This window comes from Streptomyces endocoffeicus, assembly GCF_016741935.1.
GTDB lineage: Bacteria > Actinomycetota > Actinomycetes > Streptomycetales > Streptomycetaceae > Streptomyces > Streptomyces endocoffeicus.
The window spans coordinates 709,343-727,080 of the sequence record NZ_JAERRG010000001.1 but is presented as its reverse complement, the minus strand read 5'-3'; the positions used below and the strand labels follow the sequence as shown (position 1 = coordinate 727,080).

At 71.1% G+C, this 17,738-nt stretch carries 11 protein-coding genes; 9 read left to right on the top strand and 2 right to left on the bottom strand.

The window, feature by feature from the left end:
- Together JK364_RS03185 and JK364_RS03180 are read right to left on the bottom strand one after the other, a co-directional pair.
- A complete protein-coding gene (locus tag JK364_RS03185; RefSeq protein WP_201847254.1) occupies positions 1-768 on the bottom strand; it encodes an SGNH/GDSL hydrolase family protein in 768 nt (255 codons plus the stop codon).
- A gap of 23 nt (positions 769-791) precedes the next feature.
- Positions 792-2,618, bottom strand: coding sequence for a right-handed parallel beta-helix repeat-containing protein (locus JK364_RS03180; protein ID WP_201847252.1), 1,827 nt, complete (start codon positions 2,616-2,618; stop codon positions 792-794).
- Between the two features lie 505 nt (positions 2,619-3,123).
- Here JK364_RS03180 and JK364_RS03175 point away from each other — a divergent pair.
- The 9 genes from JK364_RS03175 to JK364_RS03135 all read left to right on the top strand — a co-directional run bounded on the left by JK364_RS03175 (position 3,124) and on the right by JK364_RS03135 (position 17,723).
- Positions 3,124-3,780, top strand: coding sequence for a ThuA domain-containing protein (locus JK364_RS03175; protein ID WP_201847250.1), 657 nt, complete (start codon positions 3,124-3,126; stop codon positions 3,778-3,780).
- Positions 3,765-4,853, top strand: a complete 1,089-nt coding sequence (locus JK364_RS03170) for a Gfo/Idh/MocA family protein (protein ID WP_201847249.1) — start codon at positions 3,765-3,767, stop codon at positions 4,851-4,853. Before JK364_RS03175 ends, JK364_RS03170 begins: the two co-directional genes overlap by 16 nt.
- An 81-nt stretch (positions 4,854-4,934) precedes the next feature.
- Positions 4,935-7,961, top strand: coding sequence for an alpha-mannosidase (locus JK364_RS03165; protein ID WP_201847246.1), 3,027 nt, complete (start codon positions 4,935-4,937; stop codon positions 7,959-7,961).
- 15 nt (positions 7,962-7,976) lie between these two features.
- Positions 7,977-8,993, top strand: coding sequence for a hydroxyacid dehydrogenase (locus tag JK364_RS03160; protein ID WP_201847244.1), 1,017 nt, complete (start codon positions 7,977-7,979; stop codon positions 8,991-8,993).
- A gap of 44 nt (positions 8,994-9,037) precedes the next feature.
- The gene (locus JK364_RS03155) at positions 9,038-10,018 is read left to right on the top strand and encodes an ABC transporter permease (RefSeq protein WP_201847242.1); all 981 of its coding nucleotides are present in this window, start codon (positions 9,038-9,040) and stop codon (positions 10,016-10,018) included.
- Positions 10,015-10,956, top strand: coding sequence for a carbohydrate ABC transporter permease (locus JK364_RS03150; protein ID WP_201847240.1), 942 nt, complete (start codon positions 10,015-10,017; stop codon positions 10,954-10,956). The genes JK364_RS03155 and JK364_RS03150 overlap by 4 nt, the downstream gene beginning before the upstream one ends.
- A 17-nt stretch (positions 10,957-10,973) precedes the next feature.
- Complete coding sequence (locus tag JK364_RS03145; RefSeq protein ID WP_230991283.1) at positions 10,974-12,587, top strand: extracellular solute-binding protein; 1,614 nt, start codon at positions 10,974-10,976, stop codon at positions 12,585-12,587.
- The gene (locus JK364_RS03140; protein ID WP_230991282.1) at positions 12,569-14,617 is read left to right on the top strand and encodes a DUF2264 domain-containing protein; all 2,049 of its coding nucleotides are present in this window, start codon (positions 12,569-12,571) and stop codon (positions 14,615-14,617) included. Before JK364_RS03145 ends, JK364_RS03140 begins: the two co-directional genes overlap by 19 nt.
- The gene (locus JK364_RS03135; protein WP_201847236.1) at positions 14,610-17,723 is read left to right on the top strand and encodes an alpha-mannosidase; all 3,114 of its coding nucleotides are present in this window, start codon (positions 14,610-14,612) and stop codon (positions 17,721-17,723) included. The genes JK364_RS03140 and JK364_RS03135 overlap by 8 nt, the downstream gene beginning before the upstream one ends.
- Positions 17,724-17,738 lie beyond the last annotated feature (15 nt).

Below are 17,738 nucleotides of genomic sequence, written 5' to 3'. Positions count from 1 at the left end.
TCAGCTCCTTGCTCGGCGGTGTGTGTGGGACGAATCGATGGAGCTCGGGGGAAGCGGTACGAGCGAGCCGGGAACCGCGCGCAGCGCCTCGTACCAGACGGCGGCCATCTTCCCGTAGCCGGCCCGGGTCGGGTGAATGCCGTCGGCGAGATCCGCGGTGGTCATCGCGTCGTAGATCTTCACCAGATGCGCGTGTGGCCCCTTCGAGGCCACGATCTGTGGAATCGCCGCGTTGTATGCCCTGACCCTGCTCTCGAGGGTGGCGTTGGACTGCGGCGGAACGGTCGCGACGAACAGCTCGCACCTCGGCCTGGCAACCCGGATGTGGTCGATCAGCCGCGACAGGCGTGCGGGCGCGTTGGCGATGTCGTAGTTCTGGTTGAGGTCGTTGGTGCCGATGAGCAGCAGGACCGTGCGGGGGTCGCTCTGCTGGAGCCAGGTGTTGATGTTGGCGTCCAGTTGGTCGATGCGCCAGCCGGAGTGGCCCTCATGGTCGTGATCGCCGAGCTCGGCGGGGCCGTTGGACCGGGAGCCGACGAAGTCCACGGTGTAGCCGCCGGCTGCCAGACGCTGCCAGAGACCGACGCGGTACCCGCCGGGGTAGGGGGTGAATCCGTCGGTGATGGAATCGCCAAGCGGCATGATGCGCACACCGCCGTTGGACTCCCCTGGGATGTCCGCCGACGCTGGGGTCGATCGCAGTACGAGACCGGCGGCCACTAAGGCGCCGCCGAGAAGGGCCGTGCGTCTGGACATGGTGGTGTTCATGGGAACTCCTGCGAAGAGATCGGTCATTCGGTGATCTTGAACGTGTCCTTCGAGTCGTTCTGGAGCTCGACCTGCCCCGGCGGCAGGTTCCGCACCTTGTTGCCGGAGAACGTCCCGGTCCCGGTGACTCCCGACGCGACCCAGATGCCCTGGTTCGCCGGGCCGTCGATCGTGTTGTTCCGCAGCGTCGCCCTTACGTTCTTCTTGGTGATGAACAGGCCCGCGCGCAGCGCGCCACGCATGACGTTGTCCGTCATCGTGATGTTCGTGAACGCGTCGGGGAAGTTCGACGTCGGTGCTGGCGAGCCGATCTGCACCCCGTGCCGGACGCCGTTCCAGCCGCCGCCACCGAGCAGGACGTTTCCGCTGACCGTGGCGGATTCCAGCGGGTGGCCCGAGTCGCCGAACACGCCGACCTCCAGCGCGCTGTTCGAGGACACGCTCCGCACCAGGTTGTTCCTGAACTGGATGTCCTTGCCGCCGGCGATCCGGAGGCCATTGGCCCACCAGGGCGCGATCGCGGTGTTGTTCAGCACCCGGGCGCCGCTCAGCTGGCCGTTGTCGCCATTGGTGCCGGAGTCGGAGTAGACGGCGAAGGAGTCGTCGCCGGTGTTGCGGGCGAAGTTGTTCTGGACCGTGATGTTGTCGCCGCGTCTGTCCGGGCTGGGCGTATTGCTGTTGTTGATGTTGAAGCCATCGCCGTACGAGTCCGCGGTCCGGCTGTCGCGGATGGTGCCGCCGGTGCCGGACAGCCAGTTGGCATCCGTGTGCCGGGTCCAGATCCGCTCGACCAGCCAGCCCTTGGCGCCGCTGGCGTTGATGCCGTAGTCGGAGCCGCCGGGGCCGCGGACGTCCCGGTAGATGGCGTTGGCGTCGATCTGGATGTCGCTCAGCTCGGTGCCGGAGCCGACCAGGATCTGGGAGCGCTGCTTGGCCGGCAGCGGCGGCTTGCGGTAGATCGTGGTGTACCACATGCCGGCGCCACGCACGGTCACGCCGGTGAAGTCCAACGGCGCGGCCCCGTCAAAGCTGTTGGTGAGGTACTCGCCCTTCGGGATCCAGACCGTTCTGCCCTGTTCGCGGGCGGTGTCGACGGTCTTCTGGATGGCGACCGTCGAGTCCTTCCGGGACGTCGGGTCGGCGCCGTGGTCGACCACGGAGAGCGAGCCCTCAGGGCGGGTGCGCGCGTCCCCGACGTTCTCCAGGTCGACGGAGTCCACATCGTAATAGGCGGCCGTGTTGGCGGCCTCCTTCTTGAGCGTGATGGTGCTGCCGTCGGGAATCGGGGCGCCCTCGACCCAGACGGGGAATTCGTTGTAGAAGCGGTAGGCCGCCCCGCCGGCGTTCGGGTCGTCCGCGTTGGTGGTGGCGTGACGGTAGTTCCATGCCTGCTTGGAGCTGATCGTGATCGCCTGGCGGTACTCGCCGTCGACGTAGAGGTTCAGCGAGGCGTCGATGCCGCCGCCTTGCGGTGCGTCGGGGATGGAGGCGCGCACGACGAGCGTGTTGGCCCGCTTGCCGGTCTTGTTCACCACCGCCACCGACTGGCCGGTCCGGTCCAGCTTGGCGTAGGCGTAACCGGATGCCTCGGTCTCCGGAGTGGCCTTGGTGGGCGCGGGATCGCCCGGCTTGATGGCGTGGACCTCGGCGCCGCCGCCGAGCGTCCCGGACTCCGCCTCGACGGTCGCGAAGGGGGTACGGGCGCCGGCTCCGGCGGCGGCCTTGGCTTCGGCGCCGTCCGCGGCCTCCGCGCGCCCTTCGGTGTCGGGGAGGACGGTGAGGGCGCCGGCGCCGAGCAGTGCGGCACCGGCGACCCAGCTGGAGAGTCGCCGGACTCTGCGGTGATGCATGTATGACCTCTCGTTCGCCTGATTGGCGGTGCGGATGGGGAGCCCCTCAGAGCGTCACTGGGGATGGGCGAGCCCCTCAGGGCGCCACTGGGCGGACATGAAAGTCCATCCGATTGACTTACGTCAATGCGTTCGACAGGTCCTCTTCATCGGACACGCGGGAGAGTTGGCTCGACGGCATGAGCCCGCACGTCCCGCCGATACGCGAGAAATCTCCATGTCAGGGAGAGGGCCGCCGGCCGCGTCCGCATGACATGAGCGCGCCGACGGCTTCGCCGAGGCCGTGTCACCGCCCGAGCGCACCACCCGGCACCCATCGCCGGGCGCAGCAAGTTAGTACAACGTATTGACAAACCGCCGAGGTGGTTCATACGTTCGCAACCTCGCACCCGGCATCGTCGACCGGCGGCACGTCCCCGCTCCTGTCAGACCTGCCGGGCGCAGCCCGAACCACCCCGAAATCCGCGTCCTGCCACGCGGTGACGAATGGGAGCGTGCATCCACCTTGACCACCGACACCCGGCGGGCGCTGGTCGTCCGCGGCGGCTGGGACGGGCATCACCCCGTGACGATCAGCGACAGCTTCGTCCCGTACCTCGAGGACCACGGCTTCACCGTCGAGACCTCCGAGGACCTCGCGGTGTACGACGCCGCGGAGCGCCTCGCCGCCACCGACCTGATCGTCCAGTGCTGGACCATGGGCACCATCACCCGCGAGCAGAGCGCCAACCTCGCCGCCGCGGTCCGCGCCGGCACCGGTCTGGCCGGCTGGCACGGCGGCATCGTCGACTGCTTTCACGACCACGGCTACCACCTGCTCACCGGCGGCACGTTCGCGATGCACCCGCCCGGCTACCTCGACCACGGCTACGAGATCGTGCCCGAGCGCGCCGACCACCCCATCGTCGCCGGGCTGGACGACTTCGCCCTCCACTCCGAGCAGTACTGGGTACTCACCGATCCGCATATCGACGTGCTGGCCACCACCACCTTCCCGCCGGACGAGCTCCACGACCGGCCCGCGGTGATGCCCGCCGTGTGGACCAGGACCTGGGGCCGGGGCCGGGTCTTCGTATCGACCATCGGGCACAAACCCGACGACTTCGACGTGCCGGAGGTTCGGACGCTGACCGAGAGGGGACTGCTGTGGGCGAGCCGCTGAAGCCACTGCGGGTAGGGATCGTGGGCGCGGGAAAGATCAGCGGCGCCTACCTCGCCACCCTGGCCAGGCTGACCTCGGTGGAGCTCACCGCCGTCACCGACCTCGACCGCGGCCGCGCCGAGGCCGTCGCCGCGCGGTACGGGAGCCGGGTCGCCGTGGTGGACTCCGTGACCGACCTGGTGGCGCGGGAGGACGTGGACGCCGTCCTCAACCTCACCATCCCGGCCGCCCACGCCGACGTCGCGCTTCAGGCACTGCGCGCGGGCAAGCACGTCTACGGCGAGAAGCCCCTGGCCGCGAACCGCGAGGAAGCCGACGCCGTGCTCGCTGCCGCCCGCGAGGCAGGTCTGCGGGTCGGCTGCGCGCCCGACACGGTCCTCGGCACCGGCACCCAGACCGCGCGCAAGGCGGTCGACGACGGCCTGATCGGCCGACCGGTCGCCGCCACGGCCTTCATGACCGGCGCCGGCCACGAGAAGTGGCACCCGGACCCGGAGTTCTACTACCGGCCCGGCGGCGGTCCGCTGCTGGACATGGGCCCGTACTACCTCTCCGCCCTGGTGCACCTGCTGGGCCCGGTGGTCAAGGTGACCGGCGCGTCCTCCCGCTCGCGCACGGAGCGCACCATCGGCAGCGGCCCGCGCGCCGGGCACAGCTTCCCGGTGGAGGTGGACACCCACATCACCGGCACCCTGGAGCACGCCGGAGGCGCCTTGTCCACGCTCATCATGAGCTTCGACGTACGCGCCGCGCGACTGCCGCGCATCGAGGTACACGGCACCGAGGCCTCGCTGTCCGTACCCGACCCGAACAACTTCGACGGCGCCGTCGAGCTGAACCGCGGCGACGGCTGGGAGACGCTGCCGGTCTCGGCCGGCTACCCGGACGCGGGGCGCGGCGCGGCCCTCGCCGACCTGTCCGAGGCCCTGTCGGCCGGCCGCCCGCACCGCGCGTCCGCCGAACTCGCCGCCCACGTCCTGGACGTCATGCTGACGCTCATGGACGCGGCGGAGCAGGGCCGGGCCCTGCCGATCACCAGCACCTGCGAGCGTCCCGCCCCGGTCGCCCGCTGACCCGCACACCCCATCCGCGTCACCGCCCCGCTCGGCACCACCACCCGTACTCGCCGACAAGACCCGAAAGACAGGCCCTGGATGCACGACGACCGGAAGCTGGTCGAAGCCCGCCTGGAACGCGTCCTCAACGAACGCGTCCGGCCCGCCGTCCACTCCGTCACCACACCCCTGACCGTGGAGATCTGGTCCACGGCGGACGAGCCCGTTCCGGTGGCCGAGGGGCTGGCGGCACCGACCCGCGCGATCGCCACCGGCGCTCCCTGGGGTGCGCCGTGGGGGACCAGCTGGTTCAAGGTGACCGGCGAGGTGCCGGCCGAGTGGGCCGGAAGGACGGTCGAGGCCGTGCTCGACCTCGGCTTCACCCCGCGTACCCCCGGCTTCCAGTGCGAGGGCCTCGTCTACGAGCCCGACGGCACCCCGGTCAAGGGCCTCCACCCGCGCAACAACTACGTCCGCGTCGGCGCCCCGGCCGCCGGTGGCGAGCGGATCCACTGGCGCATCGAGGCCGCCTCCAACCCCGACCTCGAGGCGGACGGCGTGCCCTTCCGGCCGACCCGGCTCGGCGACAGGGCGACCGCCGGCGACGCGCCCCAGTACGTCCTCGGCGACATGGTGCTGGCCGTCTTCGACGAGACGGTGTGGAACCTGGCCATGGACCTGGAGGTGCTCGGCGAGCTGATGGCCGAGCTGCCCGTCGACGGCGCCCGCCGCTGGGAGCTCCTGCGCGCCGTCGGCCGCGCGCTGGACGCCATCGACGTGCGGGACGTGAACGGCACCGCACAGGCCGCGAGGGACGAGCTCGCCGAGGTACTGGCCGCGCCCGCGAGCCCCGCGGCGCACCGCGTCAGCGCCGTCGGCCACGCCCACATCGACTCCGCCTGGCTGTGGCCGCTGCGCGAGACGGTCCGCAAGGTCGCCCGTACCACCTCGAACATGACCAAGCTCATCGAGGACGAGCCGGACTTCGTCTTCGCCATGTCGCAGGCCCAGCAGTTCGCCTGGCTCAAGGAGCACCGCCCCGAGGTCTACGCCAAGGTCAAGAAGGCGGTCGCGGACGGCCGCTTCGTGCCGGTGGGGGGCATGTGGGTCGAGTCCGACACCAACATGCCCGGCTCCGAGGCGATGGCCCGGCAGTTCGTCCACGGCAAGCGCTTCTTCCTCGAAGAGTTCGGCATCGAGAACGACGAGGCCTGGCTCCCCGACACCTTCGGCTTCGCGGCCGGCCTGCCGCAGATCATCAAGGCCGCCGGAGCCGACCGTCTCCTCACTCAGAAGATCTCCTGGAGCAAGACCAACTCCTTCCCGCACCACACCTTCAATTGGGAGGGCATCGACGGCACCCGGGTCTTCACCCACTTCCCACCGGTCGACTCCTACAACTGCGAGATGACGGGCGCCCAGCTCGCGCACGCCGCCCGCAACTTCAAGGAGAAGGGGGTCGCCAGGCACTCCCTCGCCCCGGTCGGCTACGGCGACGGTGGCGGCGGCACCACGCGCGAGATGGTCGCGAAGGCGGCGCGGCTGCGCGGCATGGAGGGTGCGCCGACGGTCCGATGGGAATCTCCGGCCGACTTCTTCGAGAAGGCCGAGGCCGAATACCCCGACCCGCCGGTGTGGGTCGGCGAGCTCTACCTGGAGCTGCACCGCGCCACCCTCACCAGCCAGGCGCAGACCAAGCGCGGCAACCGGCGCAGCGAGTCCCTGCTGGCGGAGGCCGAGCTGTGGGCGGCCACGGCGGCGGTACGGGCGGGAGCGCCGTATCCGTACGAACAGCTCGACCGGATCTGGAAGACGGTGCTGCTGCACCAGTTCCACGACATCCTGCCGGGCTCGTCGATCGCCTGGGTGCACCGGGAGGCGCGGGAGACGTACGCACGGGTGGCGGAGGAGCTGGAGTCCATCATCGAGGGTGCGCAAGCCGCGCTCGCCGGTGCGGGCACCGGCGAGCTGGTCTTCAACTCCGCGCCGCACACCCGGCGCGGTGTCCCGGCCGGCGGCGCGTCGGCCGCGGCCGACGAGGGCGGCGGCGCCGCCCCGGTCCCGCGCGACGGCGGCGGCTATGTCCTCGACAACGGCCTCCTGCGCGTCGAGATCGACGCCCGCGGCCTGGTCGTCTCCGCGTACGATCGCGCCGCCGACCGGGAGGCGATCGCCCCCGGGCAGGCGGCCAACCTGCTCCAGCTGCACCCCGACTTCCCCAACCAGTGGGACGCCTGGGACGTCGACGCCTTCTACCGCAACACCGGCAGCGACCTCACCGACACGGCCGCGCTGGGCGTCGAGGGCACCTCGGTGCGCATCGTGCGCGCCTTCGGCGGCTCCCGCGTCAGCCAGCTCCTGTCCGTACCGAAGGACGCCAAGCGGCTCGACATCGACACCGAGGTCGACTGGCACGAGACCGAGCGCTTCCTGAAGCTCGCCTTCCCGCTGGACGTGAGGGCCGACCGGTACGCCTCGGAGACGCAGTACGGGCACGTCTACCGGCCCACCCACCAGAACACCAGCTGGGAGTGGGCGAAGTTCGAGGCCTGCAACCACCGCTTCGTACATGTCGACGAGCCGGGCTGGGGCGTGGCGATCGTCAACGACGCCACCTACGGCCACGATGTGACCCGTGCGGTACGGACCGGTGCCGACGCGGGGACCACCACCACGGTACGGGCGTCGCTGCTGCGCGCGCCCCGCTACCCGGATCCGGAGACGGACCAGGGCGTACACCGCTTCCACCATGCGCTGGTCCCGGGCGCCACGGTCGGCGACGCGGTACGCGAGGGCTACCGCGCCAACCTGCCGGAGCGCCGCGTCACCGGCACCGCCGCCGGGGTGGCGCCCCTGGTCGGGGTCGACAACGACGCCGTCGTGGTGAGCGCGGTCAAGCTCGCCGACGACCACAGCGGCGACCTGGTGGTCCGCCTCTACGAGGCGAACGGCGCCCGCGCCCGCGCCACCGTCCGCATCGACGGCTTCGCCGCGGGCCGGGCGGTCCTCACGGACCTGCTGGAACGTCCGCTCCCCGGCGCCGAACCGCCGGCCGTGGCCGACGGTGGCGTGGCGCTCGCCCTGCGGCCGTTCCAGATGGTGACCCTGCGGCTGCCGCGCGCCTGAGAGGACCGGACCGATATGACTGCCCCAGTGGCACGCGCGGACCGCCCCACGGCGGTGTGCGTGATGAACCCCGACGTCGCCGGTCTCGTACTGCCGACGGAGCTGCGCGATCAGCTGGCCGCGATGGTGCGGCTGGTCGCGGATCCCTCGGGTGCTCAGGTGCACGCCGCCTTCCCCGAGGCGCTTGCCGAGGCGGAGGTGCTGGTCAGCGGCTGGGGTTGCCCGCGGCTGACGGCCGAGGTGCTGGCGCGGGCCCCGAGGCTGCGGGCCGTGCTGCACGCCGCCGGTACGGTCAAGTCGCTGGTGAGCGAGGCGGTGTGGGAGCGCGGCATCGTGGTCTCGTCGGCCGCCGATGCCAACGCCGGCCCGGTCATCGCGTACACCGCCGCTCTGATCACGCTCGCCGCCCGGCGGACGCTGACCATGGCGGCGGGATACGGGGCCGGATGGCCGGACCACGCGCTCCGCTCGGGTGGCGACGGCCTGACGGTGGGCATCATCGGCGCCTCCCGCATCGGCCGCGGCGTGATCGCCCAACTGGCGCGCTCCGACGCGGGCTACCGGATCCTGCTCAGCGACCCGTATGTCACCGACGAGGAGGCGCGGTCGCTGGGCGCCGAGCCGGTGGAACTCGCCGAACTCTGCCGCCGCTCGGCGGTGGTGAGCGTGCACGCGCCGCTGCTGCCGGAGACGACGGGACTGCTGGACGCGAAGCTGCTGGCGCTGCTCCCCGACGGGGCCGCGGTGATCAATACGGCACGGGGCGCGATCGTCGACACCGAGGCCCTGACCCGCGAATGCGTCTCGGGCCGGCTCGAGGCGTACCTCGATGTGACGGACCCCGAGCCGGTGCCGCCGGGGCACCCGCTGGTTTCACTGCCGAATGTGCTGCTCACTCCGCATATCGCCGGCGCCCAGGGCACAGAGGTGCGGCGGCTCGGGCAGTACGCGGTCGCCGAGATCGCACGCTGGCTGGCGGGCGAGCCGCTGCGGGGCGAGGTCACCCGGGAGGCGCTCGCCCGGCTGGCCTGAGCCGCCCACCACGCCGTCTTTCGATGATGAAAGGGCTCCACCTCATGACAACGGTTCAACAATCCGCCGCTCCGGCGGCCGAGGAGGGCAGAGGGGCGGCGGACACCCGCCGGCCGCGGCGCCCGCGCCCGGCCGGCCGGCGAGACGCGGCGCTGTTCTGGTTCGCGATACCAGGGCTGCTGGTGCTGCTGCTGTTCCACTACGTTCCGCTGCTCGGAAACGTCATCGCGTTCCAGGACTACCAGCCGTACATCGGCATCATGCACAGCCCCTGGAGCGGGCTGGACAACTTCGAGGTCCTCTTCAACGGTGACGACCAGTTCCTGCGGGCGCTGGTCAACACGCTGCAGCTGACGCTGATACAGGTCGTCTTCGTCTTCCCCGCACCCGTCCTCCTCGCCCTCGCTCTGAACAGCCTGGTCAGCGAGCGGGTCAAGAAGTGGGTGCAGAACGTGCTGTATCTGCCGCACTTCCTGTCCTGGGTGGTCGTCGTCGCCCTCTTCCAGCAGATGCTGGGCAACACCGGCATGCTCAACCTGTTCCTGCAGGCCCACGACTTGGGCACCTGGAACATCATCGGCAATCCGGAGCTGTTCAAGTCGCTGCTCACCTCCCAGGTCATCTGGAAGGACACCGGCTGGGGCACCATTCTCTTCCTGGCCGCCCTCTCCCGCGTCGACAACGACCTCTACGAGGCCGCCGCGATGGACGGCGCCAGCCGCCTGCGGCAGACCTGGCACGTCACCCTCCCCGCGCTGCGCGGCCTGGTGATCCTGCTGCTCATCCTCCGCCTCGGCGACGCCCTCTCCGTCGGCTTCGAGCAGATCCTGCTGCAGCAGGGCGGCGTCGGCCTGGAGAACAGCGAGGTCATGGACACCTACGTCTACAACCACGGTCTCATCGGCGGGGACTGGGGCGTCAGCGCCGCCGTCGGCCTCGTCAAGGGGCTGGTCGGGGTCGCGCTGGTCCTGGGCGCCAACAAGGTCGCCCACCTCTTCGGCGAGGAAGGTGTCTACAAGTCATGACAACGCTATCGCCGACCCATCCGGTGCGCCGCGGGCCGCGCCGGGCCTACAGCGCCATCCCCGGCGAGACCCCCGGCACCCCGCCGTGGCGCGCCCTGAAGTCGTTGATCCTGCTGATCTGCGTGGTCCTGGTGCTGCTGCCGTTCCTGGCGATCATCTCGACCTCGCTTGCCGACACCGCACAGGTCACCAAGGCCGGCGGCTACGTCCTGTGGCCCGACAAACCGAGCTTCTCCGCCTACTCGGCGCTGCTCTCCGGCGGGCTGGTCTCCAAGGCCATGCTCGTCAGCGTCGGCATCACCGTCGTCGGTACGGCCCTGTCGCTGCTCAGCTCCATCTCGCTGGCCTACGGACTCAGCCGGCCGGGCTCCTTCGGGCACAAGCCGATCCTGATGCTGCTGCTGATGTCGCTGCTGTTCGTGCCGGGCGTCATACCGAGCTATCTGATGGTCAAGCAGCTCGGCCTGATCAACAGCTACTGGTCACTGATCCTGCCGACCATGATCAACGCGTTCAACGTGATCGTGTTGCGCTCCTTCTTCATGGGCATCCCCAAGGAGCTCATCGACTCGGCGCGCATCGACGGCGCCTCCGAGCTGTCGATCCTGACCCGGATCGTGCTCCCGCTGTCCAAGGCATCGGTCGCGGTCATCGGCCTGTTCTACGCGGTGACGTACTGGAACGCCTTCTTCAACGCGCTGCTCTACATCAACGACGCCGCCAAGTGGCCGATGCAGATGGTGCTGCGCACCTACGTCGTCAACAACGCGGCGCTCAGCGGTGGTCAGGTCGACGTCGCGGCCGGGGCGCCGCTGCCGCCGGCACAGTCGCTGCAGGCGGCCATCCTCGTGCTCTCGATCGTGCCCATCGTCATCGTCTACCCCTTCCTGCAGCGGCATATGAACAAGGGCGTAATGGTCGGAGCGGTGAAGGGATAACGGTGATGAAGCCATTTATGAGCCGTCGCGGCTTTCTCGCCTCGGCCGCCGGTGCCACGGCCGGGCTCACCCTGGCCGGCTGCGGTGACTACAAGCCGGTCTCGGCCAGGGCGGCCAACGCCAAGGCCACGCTGCCCATGTACATCCCGTACCAGGGCGTGCCGACGTCGATGCCCGCGACTGCGGACGGCGTCTCGGTCGGCTACGAGCACTACCCCGCCAACCCCGTCCAGGCGCTGCCGGACGGCCCGCCCGCCAAGGGCCCCGCCATCAACATCATGACGCTGATCTTCAATCCGGTGCCGCCGCCGGTGGGGAGCAATGTCATGTGGCAGGCGCTCAACAAGAGCATCGGCTGCGACCTCAACTTCGAGATCACTCCGGTCACCGACTACCCGAGCAAGTTCGCCGTGACGCTCGCGGGCGGCGATCTGCCGGACGCGATGCTGATGCTGCCGCCGAAGGACAACGCCGCGGCGACGCCGGGCATGCTGGACGCCCTCTTCGAGGACCTCACCCCGCATCTGTCCGGGGACAACATCCGGGACTACCCGTACCTCGCCAACATCCCGACCGCTTCCTGGGGGCCCTGTGTGCTCAACGGCGGCATCTACGGGATCCCGATGCCCCGGCCGGTCTCCGGCGGTCCGATCTTCACCCGCCTCGACCTGCTCAGGAAGCTGGACGTCGACCCGAACCCGAGCAGCTGGAAGGAATACTTCCAGCTGTGCAAGGACGTCATCGACCGCAAGCGCAACCAGTACGCCATGGGCGACCCCATCACCGCGTTCGACACGACCATGCAGATGCTGGGCGGACCCAACAAATGGTCCGAGGACGGGGGGAAGTTCACCTTCTGGCTCGAGACCGAGGAGGCCAAGCAGGCCATGGACGCGGTCCGCCAGATGACGAAGGCCGGAGTCATGCACCCGGACGCCTACACCGTCACGGGCAAGGTCAAGGAGTGGTTCGGCACCGGCCAGCTCGTCATCAACCCCGACGGGGCCGCCGCGTGGAACGACTACTACACCACCTACGCCCCCGCGGCGAAGGGCTTCGACCTCGGCTACCTGATGCCGCCCAGCTGGGACGGCGGCAAGGGCACCTACTGGTCGGGCCAGTCCTATTACGGCGTCCTCATCATCAAGAAGGCGCCCAAGGCACGTATCAAGCAGATCCTGCGGGCGATGAACGCCCTTGCCGCGCCCTTCGGCACGGACAGCTATCTGCTGCGCAAGTACGGCGTCCGGGGCCCGGACCACACCATGAAGGGGGCCGACCCGATCCTCACGCCGAAGGGCACCGCCGAGGTCACCCTGCCGACGACGTTCGCCACGGACGCGCCCTTCACGCTCTACTACCCGGTCAAACCGGAGATCGTGAAGACGCAGTACGCATTCCAGAAGGACGCCGTCGAGCGGTTGGTCCGCAACCCCACCGAGGCCCTCTACTCGCCCACCAACGCCAAGAAGTCCGCACTGCTGCAGAAGACCCTGGACGACACCCGCAAGGGCATCATGCAGGGCCGCGTCCCCCTGAAGGAGTGGGACGGCGTCATGCGGAACTGGCGCAAGGAGGCGGGCGACCAGATCCGCGTCGAGTTCGAAAAGGCATGGGAGACCCGCCACTGATGCGCCGCCGCACCCCCGCCGAGGACCGCGCCCACTGGGAGCGGACCGCCGACGACATGCTGCTCGCCGTCCGTCCGTACGCCACCCAAGGGCACGACCTGATCCACCTGCCTGGTACGCCGAGCCACAACGGCGCGCACAGCGACGGCCTCGAGGGGTTCGCCCGCACGTTCCTGCTGGCCGCGTTCCGGCTGGCGGGGGCGGCGGGCGCGGACCCGCACGACCTCGCCGGGTGGTACGCGGCCGGCCTCGCCGCCGGCACCGACCCGCGGAACCCCGATCGCTGGCCGGCCTTCGCCGAGTGCAACCAGGCGAAGGTCGAGGCGGCCTCCATCGCGCTCGCGCTGCACGAGACCCGGCCGTGGATCTGGGACCGGCTGGACGCGAAGGTCCGGCGGCGGGTGCTGGACTGGCTGGCGCCGATGGTCGGCGATCCGATGCCGGGGAACAACTGGATCTGGTTCCAGGGCGTTACCGAAGCCTTCGCCCGGACCGTTGGAGGCGAGTGGCGCCAGCAGGACCTCGACCGGACCATCGCGCTGACCGATGGCTGGTACGCGGGCGACGGCTGGTACTCCGACGGGCTGACCGGCGCCGGACACCGCAACTTCGACCACTACAACGGGTGGGCGATGCACCTCTACCCGCTGTGGTTCTGCCGCATCCTCGGCGATGCGGCGCCCGCCGGGCTCCTGGACCGCTACCGGGAGCGGCTGCGGCGGTTCCTGGTGGACCAGCGGCTGCTGGTCGGAGCCAACGGCTCACCGCTGATCCAGGGCCGCTCGCTCACGTACCGGCACGCGGCGCTGGCTTCCGTGTGGACCGGCGCCGTCTTCGGCGCCACACCGCTGGCGCCGGGGGAGACCCGGTCGCTCGCGACCCGCATGCTCGACCACTTCCACGGGCACGGGGCGCTGAACGCGCGGGGTCTGCTCACGCTCGGCTGGCACCGGCCCTTCCGCGGCATCCTTCAGGGCTACTCCGGCCCCGCCTCCCCGTACTGGGCGAGCAAGGGCTTCATCGGTCTCGCCCTGCCGCCGGACCACCCGGTGTGGACGGAGGAGGCGATGCCGCTCGCCGTCGAAGCGGGCGACTTCGCGCGGGCGCTGGCGACGCCCGGCTGGCTCGTCTCCGGCACCGCCGCCGACGGCGTCGTACGCGTCGTCAACCACGGCGGCGACCACGCCGACCCGGCCCGTCCGCACGCCGACGACCCGGCCTACGCGCGCTTCGCCTACTCCACGCACACCGCGCCGGAGACCCCCGGCGACCCGACCGTCCCCGGCGGCAGCGCGGACGCCGATCCGCTCGACAACGCGGTCGTGCTGCTCGACGCGGCCGGGCGCGCCTCGCATCGGCGCCCCGCCACCCGTATCTCGATCGACGGCGCCACCGCCGTCTCGCGCTCGCGCGCGCACTGGCCCGACGACGCGACCTGGGATGTGTTCGGCGGCCCCGACACCGACTACACCCTCGGCCCCTGGCTCACCGTCGGCTCCGCGCTGCGCGGCTCCGTCGAGGTCCGCGCCGTACGCGTCGACGGCGACCCCGGCCCCGGCCATGCGCTGCGGGTCGGCGGCTGGGCCCTGGCCGTGGGCGACCCGCCACCGGACGCCGCCACCGCCCGGACCGCCGACACCTCCCGGGGCGAAGGCGCCGGCGCCCTCCCATCCCCGGCCGGCGGCCCCGCCCGAGTCGAAGGCACCGACGGCATCGTCTCCCTCGTCGTAGGCGCGCGAGGGCTGCCCGACAGCGCGGTGATCCCGGGCTCCGACAGCAACGCCCTCGGCCCCGCCTCCGCCACCCCCGTCGTGGAGACCGAAGGCCCCGTAGTCCACGGCACCCTCCACATCGCCCTGATACACCTCGGCGGCACCGACCCCGCCGCCCTGCCCCAGGTCACCACCCGTGCCGACGGCACCACCCTGCTCGCCGACGTGACCTGGGCGGACGGCACCCAGGACACGATCCGACTCCCCGCCCCCGATCCCGACGCGTACGACCCCTGGAAGGACCACCACCGTGCATGACGACCGCAGGATCATCGAGGACCGGATCCGCAAGCTGCTCGACCGGGTCGTCCGCCCCGCCCTGTACAGCGCCGCCCGGCCGCTCTCGCTCAGCGCCTGGTTCGTGGACGGCGAGCCCGTGCCCGTGGCCGACGCGCTGACCGCCGCGTACGAGCCCTTCCAGCTCGGCTCGACATGGGGCGCGCCCTGGTGCACCACCTGGATGCGCGCGAGCGCCGAGATCCCCGCCGACTGGGCAGGACGCCGCGTCGAGGCCGTCTTCGACCTGGACTTCGACCTCACCAAGGGGCCCGGCGGCCAGGCCGAGGGACTCGTCCACGACGCCCACGGCGCGCCGATCCAGGGCCTGCACCCGTACAACCGCAGCGTGCTCCTCGCCGACTCCGCCACCGGCGGCGACGGCGTCGACCTCCTCATCGAACTCGCCGCCAATCCGCCCATCACCGGCAGTGCGGGGATCAACACCCATTACGGCTCGCGGGCGACGGCCGGCCCCGACCATCTCTACCGCCTCAAACAGGCCGAGATCGCCGTCCGCGAGGACGACGTCTGGCACCTCATCCACGACATCGAGGTCCTCGGCGAGCTGATGCACGAACTCCCGCTCGGCTCCACCCGGCGGCACGAGATCCTTTACGCCCTGCGCCGCGCCGCCGACGCCGTCGACCCGGCCGACGTGGCGGGCACCGCAGCGGCGGCCCGCGACCGCCTCGCCGGCGTGCTCGCCCGGCCGGCGCACGCCTCCGCGCACACCCTCGCCGCCGTCGGGCACGCCCATATCGACTCGGCCTGGCTGTGGCCGGTGCGCGAAACCGTACGCAAATGCGCGCGCACCTTCACCAACATGACGACGCTCGCCCAGGAGTACCCCGAGCTGATCTTCGCCTGCTCCTCCGCGCAGCAGTACGCCTGGATGCGCGAGCGGCGCCCCGAGATCTTCGCCCGGATCAAGAAGGCGGCCGCGCAGGGCAACTGGGTCCCGGTCGGCGGTATGTGGGTCGAGGCCGACGGCAACCTCCCCGGCGGCGAGGCCATGGCCCGCCAGCTGGTCTACGGACGGCGCTTCTTCGCGGAGGAGTTCGGCGTCGAGCAGAAGGGCGTGTGGCTGCCGGACTCCTTCGGCTACACCGCCGCCTACCCGCAGCTGGCCAGGCTCGCCGGCGCGGAGTGGTTCCTGACCCAGAAGCTCTCCTGGAACGAGACGAACAAGCTGCCGCACCACACCTTCGACTGGGAAGGCATCGACGGCACCCGCATCTTCACCCACCTGCCGCCCGTCGACAGCTACAACGCGTCGCTCACGGCGGCCGAACTCGCCCATGCCGAGCGCAACTTCGAGGACAAGGGAGTGGCCACCCGCTCGCTCGTCCCCTTCGGCTACGGCGACGGCGGTGGCGGCCCCTCCCGCTCCATGCTGGAGAAGGCCCGCCGGCTGCGCGACCTGGAGGGCTCGCCCAAGGTCGCCATCGAGGCGCCGGACGCCTTCTTCGCGGCGGCGCGTGCCGAGCGCACCGAGCTCCCGGTGTGGCGCGGCGAGCTGTACCTGGAGAACCATCGCGGCACCTACACCAGCCAGGCCCGCACCAAGCGCGGCAACCGGCGCAGCGAAGCACTGCTGCGCGAGGCCGAGCTGTGGGCGGCGACGGCGGCGGTACGGGCGGGCGCGCCGTACCCGTACGAACGCCTCGAAGCGCTGTGGCAGCGGGTGCTGCTGAACCAGTTCCACGACATCCTGCCGGGCACCTCCATCGCGTGGGTGCACCAGCAGGCCGAGCGGGAGTACGGGGAAATCCGCGACGAGCTGGAGACGTTGATCGCGGATGCGGCGGGCCGGCTGCCGGGGGCCGCCGGAGCGCTGCTCAACGCGGGGCCGTACGCGCGCCGCGAGGTCGCCGTCGTGTCCGGCGCCGAACTCCCCGGTGCGCAGCGCCTGTCGGACGGGCGCGGCGCCGTCCTCGCCGAGGTGGACGCCCTCGCCTCCGGCGGCACGGTGGCCGCGCCACGGCAGGAGGTCACGGCTGCTTCCGAGGGCGGGGGCTTCGTCCTCGACAACGGCGTGGTACGGGTCGTGGTCGACCGGCGCGGTCTGATCACCTCGGTCCACGACCACGCCGCCGACCGGGAGTCGATCGCCCCGGGCGGCGCCGGCAACCTCCTCCAGCTGCACCCCGACGACCCCAACCTGTGGTCGGCCTGGAACATCGACTCCTACTACCGCGACACCGTCCGCGACCTCGACGAGGCCGAGTCGGTGACGCTGGTCGACGAGGGCCCGCTGCTCGCCTCGGTGCGGGTGGAGCGCGCCTTCGGCGCCTCCCGGATCGTCCAGCACCTCGATCTCGCCGCCGAGTCCCGTCAGGTGACGATCCGCACCGACATCGACTGGCAGGAGCGCGACACCGTACTGAAAGCGGCCTGGCCCCTCGACATACACGCGGAGCGCGAAAGCGCCGAGATCCAGTTCGGGCATGTGCAGCGGCCCACGCACGAGAACACCAGCTGGGACGCGGCCCGCTTCGAGCTGTGGGCGCACCGCTGGGTGCATGTGGGGGAGCGGCGCTGGGGCGCGGCGCTGCTCACCGACTCCACGTACGGGCACGACATCCGCCGCGACACCCGCCCGGACGGCGGCACCACGACCACGGTGCGGCTCTCGCTGCTCCGCTCGTCGCACAGTCCCGACCCGGAGGCCGACCGCGGGCGGCACGGCTTCAGCTACGCGCTGGTGGCCGGAGCCGGTATCGAGGAGGCCATCGCGGGGGGTTACGCCCTGAACCTGCCGCTGCGCCCGGCCCCGGCGTCGGCCGCCGCCCTGGTGTCCGTCGACACCGGCGACATCGTGGTGGAGTCGGTGAAGCTCGCCGACGACCAGTGCGGCGATGTCGTGGTGCGGCTGTACGAGGCGTGCGGCGGGGCGGTGGCGGCGGCGCGGCTCACGGCGGGCTTCGAGCTCGCCGCCGCGTACGACTGCGATCTGCTGGAGCGGCCGGGTGCCCGGCTGGCCGCGTCCGAGGACGGGGCCGTGGTCCTGAAGTTCCGCCCGTTCCAGATCCGTACGCTGCGGCTGCGGCCTACGATGCCCCCGAGTCAGGGGGAGGTACGTTGACGACCGTGAAACCCG

What these genes read in the sequence shown, in the direction of transcription:
- JK364_RS03185 (WP_201847254.1), bottom strand. Translation starts at nt 768, where the DNA reads ATGAACACCACCATGTCCAGACGCACGGCCCTTCTCGGCGGCGCCTTA.
- JK364_RS03180 (WP_201847252.1), bottom strand. Translation starts at nt 2,618, where the DNA reads ATGCATCACCGCAGAGTCCGGCGACTCTCCAGCTGGGTCGCCGGTGCC.
- JK364_RS03165 (WP_201847246.1), top strand. Translation starts at nt 4,935, where the DNA reads ATGCACGACGACCGGAAGCTGGTCGAAGCCCGCCTGGAACGCGTCCTC.
- JK364_RS03160 (WP_201847244.1), top strand. Translation starts at nt 7,977, where the DNA reads ATGACTGCCCCAGTGGCACGCGCGGACCGCCCCACGGCGGTGTGCGTG.
- JK364_RS03155 (WP_201847242.1), top strand. Translation starts at nt 9,038, where the DNA reads ATGACAACGGTTCAACAATCCGCCGCTCCGGCGGCCGAGGAGGGCAGA.
- JK364_RS03150 (WP_201847240.1), top strand. Translation starts at nt 10,015, where the DNA reads ATGACAACGCTATCGCCGACCCATCCGGTGCGCCGCGGGCCGCGCCGG.
- JK364_RS03145 (WP_230991283.1), top strand. Translation starts at nt 10,974, where the DNA reads ATGAGCCGTCGCGGCTTTCTCGCCTCGGCCGCCGGTGCCACGGCCGGG.
- JK364_RS03140 (WP_230991282.1), top strand. Translation starts at nt 12,569, where the DNA reads ATGGGAGACCCGCCACTGATGCGCCGCCGCACCCCCGCCGAGGACCGC.